Origin of the sequence: Roseiarcus sp. (assembly GCF_052145395.1) — a bacterium.
In the GTDB taxonomy this organism is placed as follows: domain Bacteria; phylum Pseudomonadota; class Alphaproteobacteria; order Rhizobiales; family Beijerinckiaceae; genus Roseiarcus.
In genome coordinates this window covers 1-24,135 of record NZ_JBKQOT010000497.1, presented here as the reverse complement: position 1 = coordinate 24,135, position 24,135 = coordinate 1, and the positions used below count along the sequence as shown (strand labels likewise).

The 24,135-nt window shown below is 68.2% G+C and carries 25 protein-coding genes and 1 pseudogene; 10 read left to right on the top strand and 16 right to left on the bottom strand.

Features of this window, described 5'->3' with window-relative positions; translation table 11 throughout:
- From ACLP25_RS17135 to ACLP25_RS17110, 6 genes and pseudogenes are all read right to left on the bottom strand, one after another.
- Window positions 1-275, bottom strand: a pseudogene (locus tag ACLP25_RS17135) (Dps family protein); the annotation flags it as partial.
- A 76-nt stretch (window positions 276-351) separates the two neighbouring features.
- Window positions 352-1,131: an ABC transporter ATP-binding protein gene (locus ACLP25_RS17130; RefSeq protein ID WP_442470390.1), complete on the bottom strand. Its 780-nt coding sequence runs from the start codon at window positions 1,129-1,131 to the stop codon at window positions 352-354.
- Window positions 1,132-1,262: 131 nt separating this feature from the next.
- Window positions 1,263-1,955, bottom strand: coding sequence for an ABC transporter permease (locus tag ACLP25_RS17125; protein WP_442470389.1), 693 nt, complete (start codon window positions 1,953-1,955; stop codon window positions 1,263-1,265).
- A gap of 5 nt (window positions 1,956-1,960) precedes the next feature.
- Window positions 1,961-2,677 (bottom strand): ABC transporter permease, encoded by a 717-nt coding sequence (locus tag ACLP25_RS17120; RefSeq protein ID WP_442470388.1) that lies wholly within the window; start codon window positions 2,675-2,677, stop codon window positions 1,961-1,963.
- Window positions 2,678-2,740: 63 nt separating this feature from the next.
- On the bottom strand, window positions 2,741-3,595 hold the full coding sequence (locus ACLP25_RS17115) for a lysine/arginine/ornithine ABC transporter substrate-binding protein (protein WP_442470387.1): 855 nt from the start codon (window positions 3,593-3,595) through the stop codon (window positions 2,741-2,743).
- Between the two features lie 171 nt (window positions 3,596-3,766).
- Complete coding sequence (locus ACLP25_RS17110; protein WP_442470386.1) at window positions 3,767-4,399, bottom strand: TetR family transcriptional regulator; 633 nt, start codon at window positions 4,397-4,399, stop codon at window positions 3,767-3,769.
- A 96-nt stretch (window positions 4,400-4,495) separates the two neighbouring features.
- Here ACLP25_RS17110 and ACLP25_RS17105 point away from each other — a divergent pair, with 96 nt between their 5' ends.
- Window positions 4,496-5,161 (top strand): O-methyltransferase, encoded by a 666-nt coding sequence (locus ACLP25_RS17105; RefSeq protein WP_442470385.1) that lies wholly within the window; start codon window positions 4,496-4,498, stop codon window positions 5,159-5,161.
- A 31-nt stretch (window positions 5,162-5,192) separates the two neighbouring features.
- On the opposite strand, the gene ACLP25_RS17100 is transcribed toward ACLP25_RS17105, so the two are convergent.
- Complete coding sequence (locus tag ACLP25_RS17100) at window positions 5,193-6,545, bottom strand: aspartate aminotransferase family protein (RefSeq protein WP_442470384.1); 1,353 nt, start codon at window positions 6,543-6,545, stop codon at window positions 5,193-5,195.
- A gap of 207 nt (window positions 6,546-6,752) precedes the next feature.
- Between ACLP25_RS17100 and ACLP25_RS17095 the strand changes: the two genes are divergently transcribed.
- Window positions 6,753-7,316 carry a cupin domain-containing protein gene (locus tag ACLP25_RS17095; protein WP_442470383.1) on the top strand — a complete coding sequence of 188 codons (564 nt, stop codon included), beginning with the start codon at window positions 6,753-6,755 and terminating at the stop codon, window positions 7,314-7,316.
- A gap of 21 nt (window positions 7,317-7,337) precedes the next feature.
- Here the strand turns inward: ACLP25_RS17095 and ACLP25_RS17090 are convergent, their stop codons facing one another.
- The 6 genes from ACLP25_RS17090 to ACLP25_RS17065 form a co-directional block, all read right to left on the bottom strand.
- Entirely contained in the window at window positions 7,338-8,528 is a 1,191-nt protein-coding gene (locus ACLP25_RS17090; RefSeq protein WP_442470382.1) for an amino acid aminotransferase, read from the bottom strand.
- A gap of 397 nt (window positions 8,529-8,925) precedes the next feature.
- Entirely contained in the window at window positions 8,926-10,557 is a 1,632-nt protein-coding gene (gene groL / locus ACLP25_RS17085; RefSeq protein WP_442470381.1) for a chaperonin GroEL, read from the bottom strand.
- 339 nt (window positions 10,558-10,896) lie between these two features.
- Window positions 10,897-11,934, bottom strand: a complete 1,038-nt coding sequence (locus ACLP25_RS17080) for a YihY/virulence factor BrkB family protein (RefSeq protein ID WP_442470380.1) — start codon at window positions 11,932-11,934, stop codon at window positions 10,897-10,899.
- A gap of 6 nt (window positions 11,935-11,940) precedes the next feature.
- A complete protein-coding gene (locus ACLP25_RS17075) occupies window positions 11,941-13,077 on the bottom strand; it encodes a DUF3618 domain-containing protein (RefSeq protein ID WP_442470379.1) in 1,137 nt (378 codons plus the stop codon).
- On the bottom strand, window positions 13,074-13,469 hold the full coding sequence (locus tag ACLP25_RS17070) for a phage holin family protein (RefSeq protein WP_442470378.1): 396 nt from the start codon (window positions 13,467-13,469) through the stop codon (window positions 13,074-13,076). The genes ACLP25_RS17075 and ACLP25_RS17070 overlap by 4 nt, the downstream gene beginning before the upstream one ends.
- Before the next feature lie 9 nt (window positions 13,470-13,478).
- A complete protein-coding gene (locus tag ACLP25_RS17065; protein WP_442470377.1) occupies window positions 13,479-13,994 on the bottom strand; it encodes a hypothetical protein in 516 nt (171 codons plus the stop codon).
- A gap of 203 nt (window positions 13,995-14,197) precedes the next feature.
- Between ACLP25_RS17065 and ACLP25_RS17060 the strand changes: the two genes are divergently transcribed.
- The 3 genes from ACLP25_RS17060 to ACLP25_RS17050 all read left to right on the top strand — a co-directional run bounded on the left by ACLP25_RS17060 (window position 14,198) and on the right by ACLP25_RS17050 (window position 16,227).
- A complete protein-coding gene (locus ACLP25_RS17060) occupies window positions 14,198-14,476 on the top strand; it encodes a hypothetical protein (protein WP_442470376.1) in 279 nt (92 codons plus the stop codon).
- Between the two features lie 157 nt (window positions 14,477-14,633).
- Window positions 14,634-15,806 carry a cell wall hydrolase gene (locus tag ACLP25_RS17055; protein ID WP_442470375.1) on the top strand — a complete coding sequence of 391 codons (1,173 nt, stop codon included), beginning with the start codon at window positions 14,634-14,636 and terminating at the stop codon, window positions 15,804-15,806.
- Window positions 15,807-15,867: 61 nt separating this feature from the next.
- Entirely contained in the window at window positions 15,868-16,227 is a 360-nt protein-coding gene (locus tag ACLP25_RS17050) for a gamma-glutamylcyclotransferase family protein (protein ID WP_442470374.1), read from the top strand.
- A 57-nt stretch (window positions 16,228-16,284) separates the two neighbouring features.
- On the opposite strand, the gene ald is transcribed toward ACLP25_RS17050, so the two are convergent.
- On the bottom strand, window positions 16,285-17,397 hold the full coding sequence (gene ald, locus ACLP25_RS17045; RefSeq protein ID WP_442470373.1) for an alanine dehydrogenase: 1,113 nt from the start codon (window positions 17,395-17,397) through the stop codon (window positions 16,285-16,287).
- Between the two features lie 129 nt (window positions 17,398-17,526).
- Between ald and ACLP25_RS17040 the strand changes: the two genes are divergently transcribed.
- The 4 genes from ACLP25_RS17040 (at window position 17,527) to ACLP25_RS17025 (ending at window position 20,055) form a co-directional block, all read left to right on the top strand.
- Window positions 17,527-17,994, top strand: coding sequence for an Lrp/AsnC family transcriptional regulator (locus ACLP25_RS17040; protein WP_442470372.1), 468 nt, complete (start codon window positions 17,527-17,529; stop codon window positions 17,992-17,994).
- An 83-nt stretch (window positions 17,995-18,077) separates the two neighbouring features.
- Window positions 18,078-18,938, top strand: a complete 861-nt coding sequence (locus tag ACLP25_RS17035; protein ID WP_442470371.1) for an amino acid ABC transporter substrate-binding protein — start codon at window positions 18,078-18,080, stop codon at window positions 18,936-18,938.
- Window positions 18,939-18,963: 25 nt separating this feature from the next.
- Entirely contained in the window at window positions 18,964-19,230 is a 267-nt protein-coding gene (locus tag ACLP25_RS17030) for an exodeoxyribonuclease VII small subunit (RefSeq protein WP_442470370.1), read from the top strand.
- A 168-nt stretch (window positions 19,231-19,398) separates the two neighbouring features.
- Entirely contained in the window at window positions 19,399-20,055 is a 657-nt protein-coding gene (locus tag ACLP25_RS17025) for an AAA family ATPase (RefSeq protein ID WP_442470369.1), read from the top strand.
- Between the two features lie 80 nt (window positions 20,056-20,135).
- On the opposite strand, the gene ACLP25_RS17020 is transcribed toward ACLP25_RS17025, so the two are convergent.
- Together ACLP25_RS17020 and ACLP25_RS17015 are read right to left on the bottom strand one after the other, a co-directional pair.
- The gene (locus tag ACLP25_RS17020) at window positions 20,136-21,530 is read right to left on the bottom strand and encodes a Do family serine endopeptidase (RefSeq protein ID WP_442470368.1); all 1,395 of its coding nucleotides are present in this window, start codon (window positions 21,528-21,530) and stop codon (window positions 20,136-20,138) included.
- 282 nt (window positions 21,531-21,812) lie between these two features.
- Entirely contained in the window at window positions 21,813-23,222 is a 1,410-nt protein-coding gene (locus tag ACLP25_RS17015) for a hypothetical protein (RefSeq protein ID WP_442470367.1), read from the bottom strand.
- A 555-nt stretch (window positions 23,223-23,777) separates the two neighbouring features.
- On the opposite strand from ACLP25_RS17015, the gene ACLP25_RS17010 reads away from it, so the two are divergent.
- The coding region (locus ACLP25_RS17010) for a pyridoxal-dependent decarboxylase (RefSeq protein ID WP_442470366.1) at window positions 23,778-24,135 on the top strand (358 nt) is incomplete at its 3' end.

Here is a 24,135-nt window from a genome sequence, read left to right as displayed (position 1 = left end):
GGTCTGCCCGAGCTTGCGCACCCGTTCGGCCAGCGGATCGATCATGGCGAAGATCTGTCGCTGTGCTCGTCGAGCAGCAGGTGATAGTCGCGGAAATGCGGCCCGCTCATGTGCCAGTGGAAGTTCTTCGTCGTGAGGTAGAGCGCGAAGGCATCGGCTGCGAGGCCGTTCAAGGCCGCCGCGATCGCCTTGACTCCGTTTTCGCTGAGGTCGGTCGGCGTCGCCAGCGCGCTCCTGCCCTGGCCGCCATTGCTGGATCTTTCCGGTTTGTTCATTGCGGGTTCCCTTGTCGAGGCGAGGCCGCCGCAGCGGCGGGGCGTTAACGCCTCTCCGCGCCGCGAAGTTCCGCCCCTACCCCCGCTCCTTCGAGATGAACTGCCGGAATCGCTCCGACGTCGCGCCGGAAAAGAGCGCGTCCGGCTCGCCTTCGGCCTCGACCAGCCCCTGATGCAGAAACATCACCCGCGTCGACACATCGCGGGCGAAGCCCATTTCGTGGGTGACGACCAGCATGGTGCGGCCCTCGTCGGCCAGCGCCCGCATGACGCGCAGCACCTCGCCCACCAGCTCCGGATCGAGCGCCGAGGTCGGCTCGTCGAACAGCATGACCTTCGGGCGCATGGCCAGCGCCCGGGCGATGGCGGCGCGTTGCTGCTGGCCGCCCGAGAGATGGGCGGGATAGTAGTTCCACTTGTCGGCGATGCCGACCTTGGCGAGCAGGGCGCGCGCCTCGTCGACACATTCGACGCGCGGGCGCTTCTGCACGTGCACCGGCGCCTCGATCAGGTTCTCGAGCACCGTCAGATGCGACCAGAGATTGAAGTTCTGGAACACCATGCCGAGCTCGGAGCGGATGCGGTCGACCTGGCGGCGCTCGGCGGGTTCGGCCGTCCCGTCAGACCTGCGGCGCATCTTGATCAGCTCGCCCGCAACCCTGACCTCTCCCGCGTCGGGCGTCTCCAGCAGGTTGATGCAACGCAAAAATGTGCTCTTGCCGGAGCCGGAGGAGCCGAGGATCGAGATGACGTCGCCGTCCTGGGCGGTAACCGATATGCCCTTGAGCACCTCGAGCGAGCCAAAGCGCTTGTGCATGTCCTTGACAGTGAGGGCGGGGATCGCTGCGGCGGGCATGGGCGTAATCCTCTGCAGGGGTCCGGAAGACATCATTGCGAGGAGCGAAGCCGCGAAGCAATCCAGGGGCCGCGGGGCGCCCTTCGATCCTCTGGATTGCTTCGCTTCGCTCGCAATGACGGACTCCGCGTTCAGCTCGGCCGCGCGCGCAAGTGCGGCGACAGGCGCCGCTCCAGGCTCAGGAAAGCGGCGCCGAGGATGTAATTGACGGTGAAATAGATGGCGCCGGCGAGGATCAGCGGCAGGTAGGTGACCAGCGTGTCGTTGCGGATCTTCAGCGCCACGCTCATCACGTCCCAGAGCGTGATCAGCGAGACGAGCGCGGTCGCCTTCACCATCGAGATCATCTCGGTCGAGTAGGCCGGCAGCGCGTGCCTCAGCGCGATGGGAAAAATGATCCGCCGGAAGAGCAGGAGCGAAGACATGCCGCAGGCCCGCGCGGCTTCGACCGCGCCGTGCGGCACGGCAAGCAGCGCGCCGCGGAAGATCTCGGCCTGATAGCCCGCGGTGCACAGCCCGAGCGCAAGGACGCCGCAGTTGAACGGCTCGCGCAGGATCGGCCAGAAAAGGCTGTGACGGACGGCCGGAAGAGAGGCGAGGCCGTAGTAGACGATGAAGAGCTGAATGAGCAGCGGGGTGCCGCGGAACACGGCGACGTAGGCGCGCGCAAGAATCTCGAGCGGCTTCGAACCGCTGACCCGCATCCAGGTGACACCCGCGGCGACGAGCCCTCCGAGAACGACCGACAAGAACCAGACTTCAAGGGTCAGCGGCAGGGCCCCCATGAGCCGCCAAAAGGTGGTTGCGACCAAGCCCCAATCCATGCCTCTCACCCCGCAATGCGGCGCATGCCGCGGGTCGCGCGCGCCTCGGCCAGATCGAAGACGCGGGTCGTGACGAGAGTCATGATCAGATAGAGCACGAGGCCGGCGAGATAGAAGGCGAAGGGCTGATGGGTCGAGCCCGCGCCGACCTGGCTCACCCGCATGAGCTCGGTGAGGCCGGTGACGGATATCAGCGACGAGTCCTTCAGCGCCACCTGCCACAGGTTGCCGAGGCCCGGCAGGGCGAAGCGCAGCACCTGCGGCGCGATGATCCGCCGGAACATGAGCCAGCGGTTCATGCCGACGCTGACCGCCGCCTCGAGCTCCCCCTTGGCGATGGCGAGATAGGCGGCGCGAAAAACTTCCGCCTGATAGGAGCCGGAGATGACCCCGACCGCCAGCGCTCCGGCAACGAAGGACGGGACGCCGACGAAGCCGTCATAGCCGACGATGAACGCCGCCGTGGTCAGCAGGGTCGAAGAGCCGAAATAGACGAAATAGATGACGAGCAGCTCGGGCAGGCCGCGGAACAAGGCGGCGTAGGCCTCCCCGGCCGCGCCCGCGAGGCGGTGGCCGGAGAGCCGCGCCCAGGCGACCAGCCCGCCGATCACGGCCCCGATCAGGAGCCCGCAGGCCGAGACGAGCAATGTCATGCCGGCGCCCATGAGCAGCGCCAGCCCCCATCCGCCTTCGCCGAAGCCGAAGATCCTTAAGGTCTCCACGCCGCCCGCCGTCGCAAGGATCGCGCCGCCCGCCTCTCTGAGCGGGCGGCGCGCGTCACGGTGTCAGGGCGTGGTGTCGATCTTGAACCACTTCAACGAGTATTTCTTGACCGAGCCGTCGGCGAAGGCCTCGTCGAGCGCCTTGTTGAACTTCGCGGTCAGGTCGGCGTCGCTCTTGCGCAGGCCCATGCCTTCGCCGACGCCGAACACGTCGCCGATGAACTCGGGCCCGACGATAATCAGGTCCTTGGCGTCGGCCTTGTCGAGCGTCGCCGCGACCGTCGGGTAGTCGTCCAGCCCGATGTCGATGCGGCCGGCCTTCAGGTCGAGGTCGCGGTCGTCGGTGGTCTTGTATTCCTTGATGGTTGCGACGTCCTTCAGGTACTTGGCGGCGAAATTAGCGTGCGTCGTCGAGGACTGGACGCCGATCGTCTTGCCCTTGAGCGCGGCCTGCACGGCCTTGATCGCCGCGTCGCCGGCCTTTGGGTCCTTGGCGGTGTTGACGACCTTACCGGCCCCGAGCGCCTTGGCGACGTCGCTGTCCTTGGCGGCCATGAAGGCGGCCGGCGGGGCGGCGTAAGGCTTGGAGAAGTCGATCTCCTTCTGACGCTCCTCGGTGATCGACATGCCGTCCATGATCACGTCGAACTTGCCGGCCTTGAGGCCAGGGATCATGCCGTCCCAGTCCTGGGCGATGATCTTGCACTCGACGCCGATCCGCTTGCACAGGTCATTGGCGAGGTCGACCTCGAAGCCGACGATATGGCCGCTCGAGTCGGTCAGGTTCCAGGGATCGTAGGCGCCCTCCATGCCGATGACGACGGTCTTCCACTCCTTGGCGAAAGCCGCCGGCGCGAGCGCAAGCGCCGCTGCGACGGACGCGCCGAGCGCGACCGATTTCCAGAGTTTCGAGCCCATCAACCCTCTCCCATTTCTTTCGTTCACGCGACCCGGCGCAACAGCCGGGCCCGGCCTCCTTGAGGGAAACCCGGAGGCTAGTCTTACATGCGGGTTCATGGGTTGGGAATGCGGACCGGCCCAAATTCTGCGCCGCGATGAGGCAGACCGTCGACGGGGGCGGGGCGCTGCTCAAGCATGACCAAGATCTCTAAGGTAGGCGCAAAACATGTCGGCCATGGCGTCGGCGTAAGACTCGATCTCCGACGGCGCTCGGGGCGTTTCCGAAAATCGCTTTCCCACTGCGCTGAGCGTCGTCGTAATCAACCGGCCGGCCAGCGCGCGAGCGGATTCCGAAACGCTGGGCAGCGCCTCCCGCATGAAGGCCTCGACAGCGGCCATCGCGGCCGCCCTCGCCTCGCGCGCTTCAGGCGCATCGCGATAGAGGGGGGCGGCGTCGTCGAGCGCAACGCGGACGTCGGCCTCCTCGCATTCCGAGCGGACGAAGGCGTGAACCAGGGCGCGCAGCCGGTCGAGCGGCGGTCTGCTTGCGTCCTCGAGAACGCTGCGAAGGAGATCGGAAGTCTGCCGCCACTCGTCGGCTTGGAGCCGGAAGAGGATCGCCGCCTTGTTGGGGAAGTACTGATAGAGCGATCCGACGCTGACCCCCGCCCTCTCGGCCACCCGCGCCGTGGTGAAGCGTTGCGCGCCTTCCTTCGCCAAAACCTGAGCAGCCGACTGCAGAATCGCGGCGACGAGTTCGTTCGAGCGCGCCTGCTTGGGCTGCTTTCGCGAGGTAATCTCGGTGCTTCGGCGTTCAGTCATGGCGGCGCTCGGCAACGCGAATAGGAAAGCTGACGAATTAGTCGTATTTTTACTCCGGCGCAAGCACGCGCTCGAAGCCATGGACCGGAGACCCGCATGACCGCTCTGACCACCGCGCCGCTGGCGCCGCTGCTCGATCGACTATTCGCCGAGGCCGACGCGGCCGAGGCGGACATGGCCCCTCTCCTTGCCAACGTCACCCAGGAGGAGCAGGCGCGCCTGATGCGGAGCAAGACCGAGTACCGACACCTCTATGGCCACTTGAAGGATTTCCCGCTCCCCGTCTCACGCGAGACCGGCGTCCTGCTTTACATGCTGGCGCGAGCCTGCGGGGCGCGAACGATCGTCGAGTTCGGGACCTCCTTCGGCCTCTCGACGCTGCATCTCGCGGCCGCTCTGCGCGACAACGGCGGCGGCCGGCTGATCACCAGCGAGTTCGAGCCGTCCAAGGTTGCGCGGGCCCGGGAGAACCTGAAGGCCGGCGGTCTTATCGATCTCGTGGAGATCCGCGAGGGCGACGCCTTGCAGTCCCTGAGCGTCGATCTTCCCGAGACGATCGACCTCGTGCTGCTCGACGGCGCCAAAGCGCTCTACCCCGAGATCCTGAGCCTCGTGGAAAGCCGCCTCAGGCCGGGCGCATTGATCGTCGCCGACGACGCCGACAGCAATCCCGAATACCTCGCGCGCGTGCGCCATTCTGCGAACGGCTATCTGTCGACGCCATTCGCCGATGACGTGGAAGTGTCAATGCGGCTCCGCTGAATGCGAAGCCCGCACCGGTTTCGCCGGACGGTCACGCCGCCGCTTTGATCGAGGCCGCCGTCTTCTCCATGATCTCGTCGATCTGAGCCTCGCTGACGATCAGCGGCGGGGTGAGCTCGATCGTATCGCCGGCGAGGCGCAGCATGATTCCGGCCTCGTGGAACGAATGGTCGAGCGCCTTCAGGCCCCGCAGCGTCGGGCTGCCGGGGATGGGGGCGAGGTCGATCGCACCGGTGAGGCCGACGCAGCGGATGTCGACCACGTTCGGCAGACCTTTTAGGGTCATGATGGCGTCGCACCACTTGGGCTCGAGCGCCTTCGCGCGCTCGAACAGCCGCTCGTCGCGATAGACGTCGAGGGTCGCGAGCGCGGCCGCGCAGGCGAGCGGATGGCCCGAGTAGGTGTAGCCGTGGAAGAGCTCGATCGCGTGCTCCGGCCCCTTCATGAAGGCGTCGTAGACGGACTTGCGCACGATCACGCCGCCCATCGGCACCGTGCCCGACGTCACGCCCTTGGCGAAGGTGATCATGTCCGGGATCACCCCGTAGCGCTCGGAGGCGAAGGCCGCGCCGAGGCGGCCGAAGCCGGTGATGACCTCGTCGAAGATGAGCAACATGCCGTATTTGTCGCAGATCTCGCGCAGGCGCTGGAGATAGCCCTTGGGCGGCGGCAGCACGCCGGTTGAGCCCGACATCGGCTCGACGATGACGGCGGCGATGGTCGAGGCGTCGTGCAGGCCGACGATGCCTTCGAGCGCCTCGGCGAGATGGCCGCCCCACTCCGGCTCGCCCTTGGTGAAGGCCTGATGCTCGCGGCTGTAGGTCGCCGGAAGGTGGTCGACGCCGGCGAGAAGCGAACCGAAGAATTTGCGGTTGTTGACGATACCCCCAACCGAGATGCCGCCGAAGCCGACGCCGTGATAGCCGCGCTCGCGGCCGATCAGGCGCTGGCGCGAGCCCTGACCGCGAACATTGTGATAGGCGATCGCGATCTTTAGCGCGGAGTCGACCGCTTCCGAGCCTGAATTGGCGAAGAAGACATGGTCGAGATCGGCCGGCGCGAGATCGGCGAGACGCGAGGCGAGCTGGAACGCCGGCGGATGGGCGAAACCGAAGGTCGGCGAGAAGTCGAGTTCGGCGGCCTGGCGCTGGATCGCCTCGACGATGGGCTTCCGGTTATGGCCGGCGTTGCAGCACCACAAAGCCGCCGTTCCGTCGAGGATCTCGCGGCCCTCCGGGGTGTAGTAGTGCATGTCCTTGGAGCGGGCGATGAGCCGCGGCCGCTTCTTGAACGCGCCGTTAGGGGTGAACGGCACCCAGAAGGCTTCGAGATCGTTCGGGATGTCCGCGCGGGCGGCGGCGGTCGGGTTGGCGGGCGTGGTCATGCGCACTCCTTGGCGGCGGACCCTTCGCCCGCGCGGCGGGAGAAGGTGGCGAAGCGCGGCCGGATGAGGGAAATCCACCTCACCCCGCCCCTCTCCCACTGCAAAGGGCGAGGGGCGCTACAAAACGTCCAGTTTCCTGAACATAGGCGGCTGGTTTCGCCTTTGTCCAGTTGTCGCGCTGTTCGCGCCGTTCTAAATTCTGAACGCATGAACAAGGCCGCCGACGATTTCGCCATCGGGCCGAGGCTGAGGCGCCTGCGCACGCGGCTCGGCCTGTCGCAGCGCGAGGTCGCGCGCCGCGCCGGCGTCTCCAACGCCACGATCTCGATGATCGAGGCCGACCGGGTGAGCCCCTCGGTGTCGGCGCTCCGGCAGGTGCTCACCGCGCTCGACGTCGGCGTCGCCGATTTCTTCGCCGGGGCGGAAGAGCCCGCCGAGCAGGTCGTCTATCGCGCCGACGAACTGACCGAGATCGCTGGCGGGGCGGTGTCCTATCGCCAGGTCGGGGCGAACCTGAAGGGCCGCGCGCTGCAGGTGATCCACGAGCGCTACAAGCCGGGCGCGCAGTCGGGGGCCAAGATGCTGTCGCACCAGGGCGAGGAGGCGGGGATCGTCATCAAGGGCCTGCTCGGACTGGAAGTGGACGGGCGCCGCTACGAGCTCGGCCCTGGCGACGCCTATGTGTTCGACAGCCGCAGGCCGCACGCCTTCCGCAACCTCGGCGGCGACGACCTGGTGATCGTCTCCGCCTGCACCCCGCCGACGTTCTGAGCGTCGCGACGCCTGCCCCGCTCACGCCGCCGCTTTGTCCGCGATACACCCCTCGGCCCGGAGCGCCGCGACGATCGCGCCGGCGTCGGCGGGCTGCATGCCCGCCACATTGATCCGGCCGGAATCGGTGCAGTAGATGGCGTGGCGGTCGCGCAGCGCCGCGGCCTGCGGCTTCGACAGGAAAAGGTTCGAGAACAGGCCGCGCTGATTGCGGACAAAGGCGAGCGCCGGGTCGGCTTCCGCCAGCGCCGCGCGATTGCCGTTGATGCGCTCGCGCATGGAGTCGAGCTCCTCGCGCCACATGGCGACGAGCGCCGGGCGTTCGAGGATGATCCGCACGACCGCTGCGCCGTGATCGGGCGGCATCGACCAGGCGACGCGCGCGAGCGCTGCGAGGTTGCTCATCACCTTCGCCGTCTCGTCGAGATCGCGGGCCAGGACGAAAAGCGAGCCGACGCGGTCGCGGTAGAGGCCAAAATTCTTGTCGCAGGAATAGGCGACGAGCGCCTCGTCGACGGTTTCCAGGATCAGCCGCGTCGCCCAGGCGTCTTCGTCGAGCCCGTCGCCGAGGCCCTGATAGGCGAGGTCGACGAAGGGCGTCAGGTTCCGGGCCGCGAGCGCACCGGCGATCTCGCGCCACTGGTCGCGGGAGAAATCGACGCCGGTCGGGTTGTGGCAGCAGCCATGCAGCAGGACGACGTCGCCCGGATTCGCTTTCGCGAGCCCCTGCCGCACCCCGTCGAAATCGACCGCCTGCGACGCGAGGACGACGAACCGGTGCGCCTCAATTTTGAGGCCCGCGGCGGAGAAGATCGGGACGTGATTGGGCCAGGTCGGGGCGCCGACCCGGACGGCGGCCTTCGCGTTTGCGGAGCGGACGAGCTCGGCGCCGAGGCGCAGGGCGCCGGTGCCCCCCGGGGTCTGAAGCGCCGCGATCCGTCCGGCGAACCGCTCGCCGTTTCCGAAGATGATCGGCTGAAGCAGGGCGGAAAAGCCGATGTCGCCTTCCGGCCCCAGGTATTTCTTGCTGTCCTGGGTTTCGAGCAAAATGCGCTCGGCCTCCTTGACGGCCTTCAGCACCGGGGTCCTCCCCTCGGCGTCGCGATAGACCCCGACGCCGAGGTCGATCTTTCGCGCGCGGCCGTCGGAATTGAACGCCTTGATCAGGCCGAGCAGACCGTCCGGCGGCTGCGTATTGAGGGCTTCGAACATGGGATATACCTAGTCTGTTATTGAACTCGGGCCGCGAGACATAGCGCGTTTGCGCGGACGCTCGCCTCAGAGGCGCGGGCCGGCGAAGGTTCGTGCGTCGGCGCCGTGTGGAGCTGCCTGCCCCGTGCGTTCCCGAGACGCCCGACACCTTCGTGGTGGGGCCTGCCCCTGTGCGACCCCAACGTCAGCGCGCGAGGATGCATCGGCGCCTTGTGTCCCGCGGAGCCCTGAGCGGTCTGAGCGCTCGCGTCAAAGGAAAACCAGACGGCGAGCACAAGCGCGCCGATCCCCAGAAAACCGGTCACGGCGCGTTTCGTCATTGGCGGGGCTTCCAGTCCGTTGGAGCGCGTTGAAATGTCGGGGCGCGGCCGTTCAGCCGCGCCCCCTTTTGCAGGTTTCAATAGTCCATATCGCCGCCCGCCGGCATGGCCGGCGCGGCCGTCTGCTTCTTCGGCTTTTCGGCGACCATCGCCTCGGTGGTGATGAGCAGGCCCGCCACCGATGCGGCGTCCTGCAAGGCCGTGCGCACGACCTTGGTCGGATCGATGATGCCGAGCTGGTAGAGGTCGCCGTACTCGCCGGTCTGGGCGTCATAGCCGTGGGCGTAATCCTTGGCCTCGAGGAGCTTGCCGACCACCATCGAGGCGTCGACGCCGGCGTTGTCGACGATGAAGCGCGCAGGCCATTGGATTGCGCGCCGCACGATCTCGACGCCGGTCTTCTGGTCGTCGTTGTCGAATTTCACCTCCGACAGGATTTTGGTCGCACGCAGGAGCGGCACGCCGCCGCCGGGGAGAATCCCCTCCTCCACCGCCGCGCGCGTGGCGTGCAGCGCGTCGTCGACGCGGTCCTTCTTCTCCTTGACCTCGACCTCGGTCGCGCCGCCGACACGGATCACCGCGACGCCGCCCGCGAGCTTGGCGAGCCGCTCCTGCAGCTTCTCCTTGTCGTAGTCGGACGTGGTTTCCTCGATCTGCGCCTTGATCTGCGCGATGCGGCCCTCGATGTCCTTCTTCGCGCCCGCGCCCTCGACAATCGTCGTGTTCTCCTTCTCGACCCTGACCTTTTTCGCCCGGCCGAGCATCTGGAGCGTCACGTTCTCGAGCTTGATGCCGAGGTCCTCCGCGATCATCGTTCCGGCGGTCAGGATCGCGATGTCCTCGAGCATCGCCTTGCGGCGGTCGCCGAAACCGGGCGCCTTGACCGCGGCGATCTTCAAGCCGCCGCGCAGCTTGTTGACGACCAGCGTGGCGAGCGCCTCGCCCTCGATGTCCTCGGCGATGATGAGCAGCGGCTTGCCCGTCTGCACGACCGCCTCGAGGACGGGCAGCATCGGCTGCAGCGACGACAGCTTCTTCTCGTGGATGAGGATGTACGGGTCCTCGAGCTCTGCGATCATCTTCTCGGCGTTGGTGACAAAGTAGGGCGAGAGGTAGCCGCGGTCGAACTCCATGCCCTCGACCACGTCGAGCTCGGTCTCGAGGCTCTTGGCCTCCTCGACCGTGATCACGCCCTCCTTGCCGACCTTGTCCATGGCCTCCGCGATCATCTTGCCGATCGACTTGTCGCCGTTGGCGGAGATTGCGCCGACCTGCGCGATCTCGTCGGACTTCGTCACCTTGCGGCTATGCTTGGAAAGCTCCGCGACGATCGCCTCGACCGCCGCGTCGACGCCGCGCTTGACGTCCATCGGATTGGCGCCGGCGGCGACGGCCTTGACGCCCTCCTTAACGATCGCCTGGGCGATGACGGTCGCGGTCGTCGTGCCGTCGCCGGCGATGCTGCTCTGCTTCGAGGCGACCTCGCGCACCATCTGCGCGCCCATGTTCTCGAACTTGTCGGCGAGCTCGATCTCCTTGGCGACGGTGACGCCGTCCTTGCTGATGCGGGGTGCGCCCCACGACTTCTCGAGCACGACGTTGCGGCCCTTCGGTCCCAGCGTGACCTTGACTGCGTTGGCGAGAATGTCGACGCCGCGGAGCATGCGCTCGCGCGCGTCCTGCGAAAACCTGACTTCTTTGGCGGCCATCCCTGCTTACTCCCATTGTCGTACGTTGAAACCGATTGCTGCGGCGGCCGCGCCGGCGCCCCGGCGTTTTCCCCGGCCTGCCGCGTTCCTTACATAATCCGCCCGGCGACGGCCGCAATCACGAATTTCGCCCCCGCCCCGCGTCGGCCGGCGCAACGGCCAGTTTCTATTCGAGTCGACCGCGATTTCCGCCACGCCGACCTCGGGGTTTGCCGAGCCCGCGGCGGATTTCCTGGGTGTCGGCTGCGCCGTTGTCGGGACGAGCGCCGGGATCTCCGACCGATCGGGGTGGATTCTGGCGAAACTGCGGCTTTCGACACGACGGCCTTTTGCGTCGCGCTACCTCGGCTCCGCCGCCGGATCGGGCGCGTTCTGCTGCTCGATCTCGGCGTTCAGCTGGGCGCCGACCAGGATCAGGACCATGGAGATCCACATCCACATCATCATGCCGACAACGGCGCCGAGCGAGCCGTAGGTCGCATTGTAGGTCCCGAAATTGCCGATGTACCACGAGAACAGCGCCGAGCTGACAAACCACGTGACCCCGGCGAACGCGCTGCCGACCGTCAGCCACTGCCAGCGAGGCTCTCGCCGGCACGGAAGGTAGCGGTAGATGACGGCGAGGCCGACGACGACGAGAACGAGCAGCGTCGGCCAGCGCGCCATCGCGACGAGCGGCCCGGCGATCGGGCCGAGGCCGAGCTTGCCGAAAACGATTGGGGCGACGACCACGGCGCTGACCGTCACCATCAGCGCGGCCATGCCGATCAGGGCGTACGCGAGCGCGACGAGGGTCAGGCGGATAAAGCTTCGCTTCTCCGTCTCGCCATAGGCGACGTTGAGCGCGTCGATAATGGCCTTGGTCCCGGAGCTCGCGCTCCACAGCGCGCCCAGGAGGCCGACAAAGAAGCCGACGCCGTTGGCGCCCTTGTGGGCGGCGAGCCGCTGGAGTTCCTCATGCAGCAGGTCGAGCGCGCCCCCCGGCAGAACGCCCGACAGCGCCGACACCTGGGCGTCGATCGCGGAAGGATTGGCGAACAGGCCGTAGAGGGCCACGAAGGCGGCGATCGCGGGAAAGAGAGCGAGCAGCTCATAAAACACGGCGCCCGCGGCGACCGACAGAAGGCGGTTGTCGTTGATTTTGGCGTAGGTCCTCCAGAAAATGTCCTTCCAGTCCTGCCATGGGATGCGCCAGGGCGCTCCCGCACGCCGTTGCGGCCGGCGCTCCTGGGGCGCGGGCTCGTGCGGCCCCGCCGCACGGACGGAATTCCCCAGTGGCCCGGACGGCCGCATGCGCTCCTCTCCTCGGGCGACGGCGACGACCGCCAGCGCCCCATAGAGCAGCAGCGGCCACGAGGGGAAGCGCCGTTCCGGCAAGACCGTTCACCCTTGGCGCTGGACGGAAGCGCCCTCCAGCGGGCCCGTCCCCGTCGTCGGCTGCTTCACGCCGCTCTGCGCGCTCTGAATGCCTTCGCTGAGATTGCGCGCCGCGTCGGCGACGGCGCTCGGCGACAGGCCCTCCTCCTTGACCGCCGACTGCGCCCGGTCGGCGACCTTGCTCGCGACGTTCTTCGCGCTTTCCACCACTTCCGAACCGACCTGGCCGGCCGTTCCTTTGACGGCGTCGCTCGCGTCGCCCATCAGCCGGTCCTCCGTCTCCGTAGAGGGCAGCAGGCCCGCGAGCGCCGCGCCGACGGCGACGCCGATCGCCGCGCAAAGCAGCGGTTGCTCGGTGACGAACGAGGCGGCGCTGTCGCGGCTGCGCCGCACGGCGTCCGCCGCCTGCCGGCGCGTGCGGCCGGCCGTGTCCGCCATGCCGCCGCTCACGGAGGAGGCCGTATCGGCGACGGCCCCGCTCATCGACGCGGCCGCGTCGCGCACCGCGCCCGCGACGTTCTGCGCGCCAACGCGCGCCTGCTCGACCGCGCCGCCCGTCTGGTCGCGCAGATCATGCGCCTTTGCGCGCATCGTATCGGCTGCGTTCGAGACGGCGTCGGAGACGCTCGCCGCCGTCTGACCCATCGTGTCCGCGATCGCGCCGACCGCGTTCGCCGTCTGGCGGCTTGCCGATTCCGCCGCGCCGCCGATCCCCGATTGCACGGATGAGGCCATCGCGCGCGCGCTCGAGCCGGCCGCTCCGGTCATGCGCCCCGCCGCGTCCGGGCGACCGGCGCCGTCTGCGCAGGCTTCATCGGCTGCCGGCGCTGTCGGCCTACCGCCGTTCCCAAAACCTTGCGATCGGACGCCCATCTTTTCCGACAGGAACATCATGCAGCCCCCGCCGATCAGCAGGCTTGGCAAGGGGTTCTCCCGCATGGCATTGCTGAAGGCGCGAAAAAACGTGCCGCTTCCGGCGCGGGAATAGGTGAGCATCTCGTCGAACACCTGCCCCGGCGTGAGCCGGTCGCTCAGCTCGTCGAGGTTCTCGGCAAGCCGGCGGCGCGTCTGCTCGGCCTCCCGCTCGTAGTCCCTGGAACCGGACAGGCCGCTCTCGTGGGCGCGGTCGTGATGCGTGGTCATCGCACATGCTCCTTTGCTACGACGTAGTCTTCCCGCATCTGTTGGAGCGTGCGCTCCGGCGCCAACGCCGACTTTCTCAGCCTCGAGGCGCCCATCGCCGCCAGACCGCCGCCGAACGCAAGGCTCACGACCGCGACCAGCAGCAGGCCCCACTCGTAAGGAAGTCCGGCCACGGCGATCCAGCGCGCGATGTCGAGCAGCAGAATGATCAAGCCGGCGAGCGCGACCGCGCCGCCGAGCCCGAGATAGACCCCCGCGTTCGACGCCGCCGACAGTTTCTCGCCCATCTCCGCCCTCGCCAGGCGGAACTCGGTCTGGACGAGATAGGCGAGGTCGGAGGCGATGTGCGTCATAAGGGTTGCGAGTGGGCGCGTTGTCTCTCGGGTCGCCATGGCGCCCTCCTAGCACTGGTAGGGATCGAAGCCGGCCGGCCGCTGTCGCGCGCTGCTCTTGAGGAAGCGGGCGACCGCAAACCCCGCGGCGACCGATCCGCCTACGAACAACGCCGGCTGGGCGCGGGCGAGCCGGACGGCCGCATCGACCAGTTCGTCGACGTTCCGATTCGAAAGATTTTCCGACAGGCCCTCGACGCCGCGCGCGGCCTCGCGAACCGTGCGCGCGACTGTCGGTGACTGCTGCTGAAGCTCCTCCGCTGCGCTGTCGATGGCGCGCGCGAGGCTGCGGATCGCCTCGGCGCCGCGCGCCTTCTGCGCTTCGCCGGTTCTGTTGAGCTCGTGGCCGACATCGCGGGCGAACTGGGCCGCCTGCTGACGGAGGGCCTCGGCGGCGGTCTGCGTCGCATCGTTCAGCGCCGCGCCGAGCGAGTCGCTCCGGGCAGCGGCGAAGCGCTCGGTCTGGCTGGGCTCGTTGGTCGAGCCGGCGGGACCGGCCGCGCCCATCTCGGACGGGATGGCCATGAAATCACTCCTTGGGTGGACCAAGGTTTAAATTCGAGGACGCGGCGGTTGTTCCGCCCGGCCCCCAAATTTCGTCGGAAGCATCGCGCCAGCGCGATGCTTCCGCGCTTTAGACCGATCAGGAACCCGCGCTTCGGTTCGACTAAGATCGGCGCGCGGCCAGCCGTCCCGGCAAGATCAACCCGGCCGCCGGATGGGGAGCCATGATCCTGCCGAGCGTCGATCCGCTGATCGCCGTCGGCGTCGTCGTTTCGACGGCGTTGACCGACGCGGTCTATGTCATGTTCACCGCCAACGTCGCCGCCCGGCGGCGCTTCGCCGCGGCGACCTGGAGCAGCGCCTGGTATCTGCTCTCGGCCTTCGCCGTGATCAGCTATACCTCGAACTGGGCCTATGTCCTGTTTGCGGCGGCAGGCTCCTGGGTTGGCGGCTTCCTGTCGATCACGCTCCTCGGTCGGGCGGCCGAAAGGCGGGCGGAGTGAGCGCCCGGCGGCGCCCGGCGTCCCAAAGCGGGACGCTGCGGGCTTCCCCCCGGTAACGCGCCGGCAACCTTAAGCGTCGATAAACGGAGCCGTCCTCTCATGCGCGCGCTCGCCCGAGCCCGCGCCAACGGCGCGAGGTGAAGCGCGTGGAAGGCGTATGGGTCGCTCGCGTTTAGCATGGGCCGCGTCCGCGGTCGCCCCCTGGTGCCTCGCGGTCGGCGTGCTCTTGTCGATCACCGCCGAGGCCGAGCAGGAGCGCCCCGACGCGAGCGCGTTCGGACGGGCCGGCCTCGACGACGCCATGAGCCCGGTCCGCCGGGCGATCGAGGCGGCCCGCCACTTTCAGGCCGTGGACCCCGACGGAACGCCGGCGCCGCTGATCGAAAGCCGCCTCGTGACCGGCGACCCCGGCGAGTACGGCGAGCCCGACGAGGTCGAGCCGAACGGCGCCCTCAAGGCTGGCTCCGCTGCTTTTCCGGACGTCGACCGAAGCGGCAAGGGCGATCCGTTCATCGGCCTGAGGCCGGGCTTCGACGCGCGCCGGCGCAGCGGCCCGACCGCCCTCGACCCTTATGCGCAGGGCGACACGGCTCAGGGCGCCAAAAACCCTCGCGAATCCGAGTTCGATCCCGACCACACCATGAGCCCCGGCGGCGCCGGCGAGCCGGCGCAGACGCCAGACGCCCCGGGTCTCGCCGTCACCGACGGCGCGACGCCGCCCGCGCCGCTCGAGTCCGCGCTGAACGCGGTGTCCCCGACGCCGACCGACGGCGTGGTGGTCGACGTCCAGACCGACTCCGCTCCGGGGCAGACGACGATCGCGAGCCAGTCGCTCCTCGGCGGCGGCAAGCCCGATTTCGCCGCGCTCATCGACCCCAAGGACAGCGCCCGTCAGATGCGCTGTTTGGCCGAGGCGATCTATTTCGAGTCGCGCTCGGAGCCCGAGTCCGGCCAGGCGGCGGTCGCGCAGGTGGTGCTCAACCGCGTCCGCAGCGGCATCTATCCGGCCACGGTCTGCGGCGTGGTCTATCAGGACCGCAACCGTCCATTCGCCTGCCAGTTCTCCTTCGCCTGCGAAGGCAAGTCGCTCCGCATCGAGGAGCCGGGTCCGTGGGCGACGGCGACCCGGATCGCCGATGAGGTCGTCAGCGGCAAGACCTACAATCCGGCGGTCGCCGAGGCGGTCAACTATCACGCCGCCTATGTCGCCCCTTTCTGGGTCGGCTACCTGAAGCGCGTGGACCGCATCGGTCTCCACATCTTCTACGCCATGCGCGACGGCTCGAACTGGGCGCCCGGCGCGCTCAACGGCCACGGCGACCGCCCCTGAAGCGGTTGATCCGGCCTCAGCCGCCCCGCTACAACATCCGGACGAAACCCGGAGGCCGCCCATGCCGCTCCTCTTTTCTTATGGCACGCTGCAACAGGACGACGTGCAGATCGCCACGTTCGGGAGGCGGCTCGAAGGCAAGCCGGACGAGCTCGTCGGCTATGCCCGGGAGTCGATCAAGATCGAGGACCCCGGCGTCGTCGCCAAGAGCGGCAAGGACCATCATCCGATCGTGGTCCATACGGGCTGGAGCGAAGACCGCGTCAAGGGCGCAGTGTTCGAGATTTCGGACGAAGACCTCGATCGCGCCGACTCTTATGAGGTCGACGCCTATCGGCGCGTCCTCGCGACGCTTGCGTCGGGGCTACAGGCTTGGGTCTACGTCGACGCTATGCGAGGGCCGCCGGAGGGCGAAAGCTGATGGCCGCATTTCGCGCTTCATCGCTCCGCCGTCCGTGGGGGCGATCCGCCATCGCCGTTACAGCGTGCTTTCGGCGCTGACCGAGTTCAGCCCATGAGCCTCCGCGACCGGCGCGCAAGTCAGCTTGCCCTCGCACACGTTGAGGCCGGCGCGCAGATGCGGGTCCTCCTTCAGCGCCGCGCGCCAGCCCTTGTCGGCGAGCGCGAGGGTGAAGGGCAGCGTCGCGTGATTGAGGGCGAAGGTCGAGGTGCGTGCGACGGCGCCCGGCATGTTGGCGACGCAATAGTGGACGACGCCGTCGACGACATAGGTCGGGTCCGAGTGGGTGGTCGGCTTCGACGTTTCGCAGCAGCCGCCCTGATCGATCGCGATGTCGACGATGACGGCGCCCGGGCGCATCGTCGCGAGCATCGGCCGCGTAATGAGTTTCGGCGCCGCGGCGCCGGGCAGCAGAACCGCTCCGATCACGAGGTCGGCCTCGCTCACGAGTTCCGCGATCGAGGCGCGGGTCGAGTAGACGGTCCTGAGGGCGGAGCCAAACTGCGCCGAGAGCCGCCGCAGCGCCTCATGCGAGCGGTCGACGACGGTGACGGCCGCGCCCATGCCGACGGCGATTGTCGCCGCGTGCGTTCCCGAAACTCCGCCGCCGAGGATCACGACGTTGGCGGCGGCCACCCCTGGCACGCCGCCGAGAAGCACGCCGCGCCCGCCCTGCGCCTTTTCCAGCGCATGCGCGCCGACCTGCGGCCCAAGGCGTCCCGCGACCTCCGACATCGGCGTCAACAGGGGCAGATGTCCATGCGCGTCGGTCACGGTCTCGTAGGCGATGCAGACCGCGCCGGACGCGATCAGGTCCTGGGTCTGCGGCAGGTCGGGGGCGAGATGCAGGTAGGTGAAGAGGATCTGTCCCGGGCGCAGAAGCTTTCTCTCCTCGACCAGAGGCTCCTTGACCTTCACCACCATTTCCGCGCGGGCGAAGACTTCCGCCGGGGTGTCGACGAGTTCGGCCCCGGCGCGCTGATATTCCTCATCAAGCGAGCCCGAGCCGACGCCTGCGCCTTTCTCGACGATCGCGCGATGCCCGTGATGCACGAGCTCCGCGACCGCCGCGGGCGTCATGCCGACCCGGTATTCGTTGTCCTTGATTTCCTTCGGAACGCCGACGAGCATGGCTCCGCCTCCTTGACCATGGTCGCGCAATGATGGCGCCGTCCGGCCGCAATCTGTCGCCGATTTCCGGCTTTTCCTTGGCCGTCCTTCGCATAGGATTGCGCCGATACGACAGGCGGGCGTTGATTCGTGCGCATCGAGGACTTCGACGATCTCGACCGGGCGATCCTGCGCGAGCTCATGCGCGACGGAAGGATCACCAACGCGGAACTCTCCGAACGCGTGCATCTCTCGCCGTCGGCCTGTCTGCGCCGCACGCGCGCCCTCAAAGAGAGCGGGGTGATCGCGGGCTATGTCGCCCTGCTCGACGCCGGAAAGGCCGGCCTTGAAGGCGCGGCGTTCGTCTTCGTCACCCTGGAGCAGCAGGGCCGCGCCATGCTGGACGCGTTCGAACGCGACGCCCAGCGGCATCCCGAAATCACCGAATGCCATCTCTTGGCCGGGTCGGCCGACTACCTTCTACGGGTCGTCTTCCGCGACTCGCGCGATTTCGAGCGCATCCATACCGATATCCTGACCCAGATGCCCGGGGTCTCGCGCGTGCAATCGACGTTGCCGCTCCGGACCGTCAAGACCACCACCGTCCTGCCGATCTGACTGGGCCTCTTGCCCGGCGGCCCGAGTCTGGTAAGGACGGCGGGGCTCCGCCGAGGCGGAGACGTCTGCAATGCGGGGGAAGAATGTCTTCAATCGTTCGATTTGCGCTGGCCGCTGTCGCCTTCGCCGCGGTCGCCGCCACAGGGCTTGGCGCGGCGGCGGGAACGCTGGACAAGGTGCGCCAGGACAAGACGATCCGTCTCGCGGTTCGGGCGGACGCCCCGCCTTTCTCCTACAAGGACGCCAACGGCGACCCCGCGGGATTCATGGTCGACCTCTGCCGCGCGGTGGCGACCGGACTGGCGGCGGAGCTCAACCTCAGCGAGCTGAAGGTCGAGTTCGTCCCGGTCACGGCGGAGAACCGGTTCGACGCCATCGAGACGGGCAAGGCCGACATCTTGTGCGAGCCCACCACCGAGACCCTGTCGCGGCGCGAGAAAGTCGATTTCTCGATCCCGACTTTCGTCGACGGGGCGAGCCTGCTCGTCACGGGCGAGGGCCCGAGCGACTTCGCGGGGCTCGCCGGCAAGAAGGTTGGCGTGCTCGCCGGCACGACCACCGAGCGGGGCCTGCGCGACACGCTCGCCAACGCCAAGGTCAACGCCGAGGTGGTTCCCGTCAAGACTCACGAGGACGGGCTCAAGACGCTGGAGGACGGCGGCGTCGCAGCCTATTTCGCCGATCGCGCGATCCTCGCCTATCTCGCCTCCAAGGCCTCGGACCCGTCCAAGCTCCGCCTCGCCACCGATTATCTGTCGATCGAGCCGTACGCGCTCGCCCTGCCGCACGGCGACAGCGACTTCCGCCTGGCGGTGGACCGGGCGCTCAGCCACATCTACAAGACCGGCGGGATCGCGGCGGTGTTCGCCAAGACCTTCGGCGCTGAGATGCAGCCGAGCGACACGATCAAAACGCTGTATCTCATCTCCGCCCTGCCCGACTGAGGCGGGCGAGGCCCAGGAGAACGCCGTGCCCGAAGCGAAGCCTGACGCCGCCGCCAAGCCGGATGTGGCCACGATGCCGTTCGAGGCGGCGCTCGCCGAACTCGAGGGAATCGTCGACCAGCTCGAGAAAGGCGCGGTGTCGCTCGACGACTCGATCAGGCTCTACGAGCGCGGCGAGGCGCTGAAGGCGCGCTGCGACGACCTCTTGAAGAACGCGGAGATGCGAATCGAGAAGATCACGCTCTCCGGCGACGGCAAGCCCAAGGGCGTGACGCCGCTTGACGGCGATTGAGCCGGCCGCGCCGTTCAGGCGATTTATGATAATTTGTGACAGAGCGCCCGCCGCCGCCGACCGGTAACCGCGCATTAAGGAAAAAGTCGTTCTCTTCAAGGGTTCCTTAACCCAGGCCCGCTCGCGTCCTATCGCGACCCAAGGCGGGGGCGGCGAGACGGAAAAGTCATGAGGACGATCGCGTTTGTCACCCAGAAGGGCGGCTCGGGGAAGAGCACGCTGGCGTCTTCGCTGGCGGTCGCGGCCCAGGAGATGAAGGAGAAGGTCTGCGTCGTCGACATGGACCCGCAGGGCTCGCTGACGAACTGGGCGCGAACCCGCGGGTCGGACGACATCGAGGTCGTCGCGTCCGGCGCGGCGCGTCTGCCGAGCGCGCTGGCGAGCTTTGCCAGCAAGGGATGCACGCTCGCCATCATCGACACGCCCGGAGCGGATGGTCTGCCCTCGACCGCCGCGATGGCGGCGGCCGACCTCAACATCATCGCGTGCCGGCCGAGCCTGTTTGACCTGTGGGCGAGCGCCCACACGCGCTCCGCCCTCAAGGCTTTGGGCAGCGACTTCGTCTTCCTGTTGAACCAGTGTCCGCCGGCGCAGCAGTCCGCCCGCGTCCGCGACGGCGTGGAGACGCTGGAGGAGATGGGCGCGCTGATCGCGCCGCTGATCCTGTCGCGCGTCGACTACCAGGAAGCCGCCCGCCACGGCTGCGGCGTGACCGAGTTCAACCCCAGAGGCGCGGCGGCCGAGGAAATGCGCGGCCTATGGACGTCGATCCGCCGTCGCCTCGCGCGCGTCCGGTCGCGATCCGGCGCGCGCTGCGCTGCGTAGACAGGGATATCCGCCCGAGGATCCTCCCACTCGCGCGGTCTTCTGGCAGGACGCTTCTAACCAAGCGCCCTGCCGTTTTTTCATCCCCCAAGCCGCGTGCGGATCGTCTCGCCGCCCCGGCGGATGGTGAGGTCCCACCAGCGGTTGGCCTCCGAGCAGGCCCGCTTGAGATCGCGGGTCGTCTCGATTGCCGTTCCATTGACCGCGACCACGATGTCGCCCTTCTGCACACCGACCTGTGCGGCGGTCGAGTTCTCGCCGACGGAGGCGACGACGACCCCGTGGTTCGCACCATCGAGCGACAGCTCCTCCGACACCGCAGGGGACAGGTTCATCACCAGCGCGCCGTCGAACGGCGACCGGCCATGGATGGTCAGCGCGTCGCGCGCCGGGATTTCCGGAGCAGAGGCGAGCTTCAGCGGGAGTTCGAACGTTTTTCCATCCCGCAGCACCGCGAGCCGCGCCGTCCCGCCAAGCGGCTTGACGCCGAGCCGAAAACCGACGCTCTCGGCGTCGTCTACGATCTGGTTGTCGATCGAGGCGATCACGTCGCCGCGCTTCAAGCCCGCCGTGGCGGCCGGACCGGCGGCCGTGACCTCGACCACCAGCGCGCCGGTCGGCCGGTCGAGGCCGAGCGTCTCGGCGATGTCCTTCGACACATTCTGCAGCGTCGCGCCGAGCCACGGCCTTTTGACTGACGTGCCGCCATGCAGCGCAGCCGACACCACGCCCTTGACCATGTTGACCGGAATGGCGAAGCCAAGCCCCATGCTGCCGCCGGACCGCGAATAGATCATCGAATTGATGCCGATGAGCCGGCCGTCCAGGTCGACGAGGGCGCCGCCCGAATTGCCAGGATTGATCGCCGCGTCCGTCTGGATGAAGAAGCCGTAGTCGCTCGCGCCGATCTGGGTGCGGGCCAGCGCCGATACGATGCCCTGCGTCACCGTCTGGCCGACGCCGAACGGGTCGCCGATGGCGATGACGAAGTCGCCGACCTCGAGCGCGTCCGAATCTCCCATCTCCAGCGTCGGGAAGTTGTCGCCGCCCTTCAGGCGCAGCACGGCGAGGTCGGTACGCGGATCGCGCAGCACGATCTCAGCCTCGAACTCGCGCCGGTCGGCGAGCGCCACCTTCACCTCGGTCGCGTTCTCGACCACGTGAAAGTTGGTGACGACGAGGCCCGACGGGTCGACGAGGACGCCCGAGCCCAGCGCCTTCTGCACGCGCTCGCCTTCGTCGCCGCCGCCGCCGAAAAAGCGCTGGAAAATCGGGTCGTCGAACAGCGGGTTCCGCGGCGCCCGCTCGACGTGCGAGACATAGACGTTGACGACCGCAGGCGCGACCTTCTTGACCACCGGGGCGAAGGAGAGCCGAACCTGCGCCGGACTCTGCGGCGGGATTTTTGGTGTGGCGTCGGCGAAGGCGGCGGCGCTCGAGAGTGCGAAAACGACGGCGAGCAACAGGCGAAGCAAATCAAAAACTCCAATCGGTGATGAGGAAGCGCTGATATAGGCCGTGCGACCTGCAGTGCAAAGCGGCCACGCCGCAACGACCGGCGCGCGAGGTTTTCGGTGCGGACTTCAGCGACTTGGGCGGCGTCGCCGAGCATCCCGCGCGTCAGCCGCTGGAGCGAGATGAAATAGGCTCGCGCCAGCGAACCCTCACCCGGCGGCCTTGGGCCGCTTCCCTCTCCCTGTGGGAGAGCGGCGCCCCCTTCCCCTTCCGGGGGAAGGCCCGAAGGGCCGGATGAGGGTCTAATACGGCTCTGGCGAGCTTGCGATGACGCCGTTGCTGGTCAGGACGTACCAGGCGCCGCCGTGTCGCTCGATGCGCAGAACGCGCCCTGCGCCCGGGATGAAGTCGCCGGGGGCGACCTGCTGCGGGCCGTAGCGGCTGGCGACCACGGCGACGCCGTCCTGGACGTCCTCGACGGCGAAGTCCGGGAGCAGGCGCCGTGATGCGCTTTGGCCGGCCGCGTCGTTCGGGGAAGGCTGCGCTTTCGCGGGGGCCGGACGTTTCGGCGCGGGAGGCGGGAGCGGCACGGCCGAGCGTGCGGCGCTAGCGGTCTCGGAGTGCTTCTCCAGTTTGTCCAGCCTCGTAGAGAGGTCGGCGACCGCGGAGGCCGGCGCCGTCGCGCCGGCGCTCTTCTCCAGGCGGTCGAGCCTCGCCTCGACATCGGCAAGCCCGGCGGCCGGCTGAGCCGTCGCGGCGGCCGTCTTTTCCAGTGCGTCGAGCCGCGCCGTCACATCCGCCTGACCGGAGGCGGCGCCCTGGCCGGCGTTCTCCCCGAGCTTGTCGAGGCGCGCGCCAAAATCCTGCTCGATGCGGTCGAGCCGGGCCGTCGCGTCCGCGAGCGCCGCCTTAAGGTCGCGGAGTTCCGCGCGTTCATCCTCGCCCCCGCTCGCGGCGGCCGCGGTCGCCTTCGGAAGCGCGGGTGAATCGGCGGCGGCGACGCTTGCAGCCGCCGGGGTTTTCGCCGGGAAGAACGCGCCGATTCCTCGCCAGCCATAGACGTAGGAAGCGCCCAACAGCGCCAGGAGCGCGAGGCAGGCCGCGAATGCGAGACCCCTCGCGCCTCGTTTCTTCGCCCTGAGCGCCTGAGCAGGCGGGCGCTCGACCGGATTCACGACCGGAACGATTTCGTTCGGCGGCGGGACCGGCTTCGGCTCCGGCTCAATCCGGGCGACGGGCTTTGAGGCGCCGCCGGCCGACGGCGAAGGCTTCAGCGCGAGCGCCTCGAACAGCGCCTGAGCGGCCGGATAATCCTTGCGGTCGAGGGCCTTGAGCGCGTTTTCGATCGCTTCGACCGCATCTTTCCGCCCGAGCGATTCGAAGAGCCGCTTCGCCGACCCGTAATCCCTGCGGTCGAGTGCGGCCAGGGCGCTCTCGAGCGGATTGTCCGCCGCCGCGCCGGACGGCGCCGCCGCGAGCGGCGGAGAGCCAGCCGGATCGCTCATGCCGGGTTCGCCGGCCTGGGGTTTTTTTTCCGCCTCGGAAGGCTCCTTCGGAGCACGCTCGGCGGGACCTTCGTCCGAAGCGCTCGCCGCCTGGAGCCCCTCCCCCGCCGCCGCGCCGGACGGCGCCGCCGCGAGCGCCGGATCGCCCTTGCCGGATTCACCGGCCGAGGGCTCTTTTTCCGCCTCGGAGGGCTCGATGTGTTCCATCGGAGCAGGCTTGGCGGAACCTTCGTCCGAAGCGCTCGTCGCCTGGGGCCCCTCCCCCGCCGCCGCCGCGGCGCCCGGGACCGACGCCTCCGAACCCGCCGCTGTTGCGGCCGATCCTTCGTGACCTTCGTTCTGTCCACTAATTTCCGGGGACGCGGAAGCAAGCTCTGAATTCAACGCGGCTACCAACTCTCGTGCGGGCGACTGATGACGGGTTCTCGGGTCCGCGTTTAACGGCGGCTTAAGGATTTTTTGCGGCGAAGCCTCGGTCGTCCGGCGCGTCCCGGCGCGCCCCGTGTCGACGCGACTGCCGAAAAAGCCCCCGAACCCACGCCTGATTATCTTGGTCCGATCCGTCTGCGGCCGGCGAGCCCGGACGGAGCCTCCAGACAAAAGCGTCGCCGATCGCCAATTTTGGGCGCCGCCGGGTGGTCGGTCGAGCCGACGGCCGCTCGCGTCGTCGTCGTTCTGTCACTTTCAGATGGGACGGAGGTCGGCGCTCGCCCGGCGCAGGCGGAAGGTCGACCTCCTGGCGGGCGGGCGGGAGGCGTTGCTGTGGCTCTCAGTTACAAAGACGACGTTCGCGATTCGCTTCTGGATTCGGTCTTCACCCGCGGGGCGCTCTCGAAGCCGCTGCCGAAATACAAGTTCCCCCAGACGGAAAGCCTGGCCGCGGACGTCTTCCAGGTGGTTCAGGACGAGCTCTTCCTGGACGGAAACGCCCGCCAGAACCTGGCGACCTTCTGCCAGACATGGGAGGAGCCCGAGGTCCACAAGATCATGGACCTCGCCATCGACAAGAACATGATCGACAAGGACGAGTATCCCCAGACGGCCGAACTCGAGACGCGCTGCGTCCACATGCTCGCCGACCTTTGGAACAGCCCCCACGTCGCCAATACCCTCGGCACGT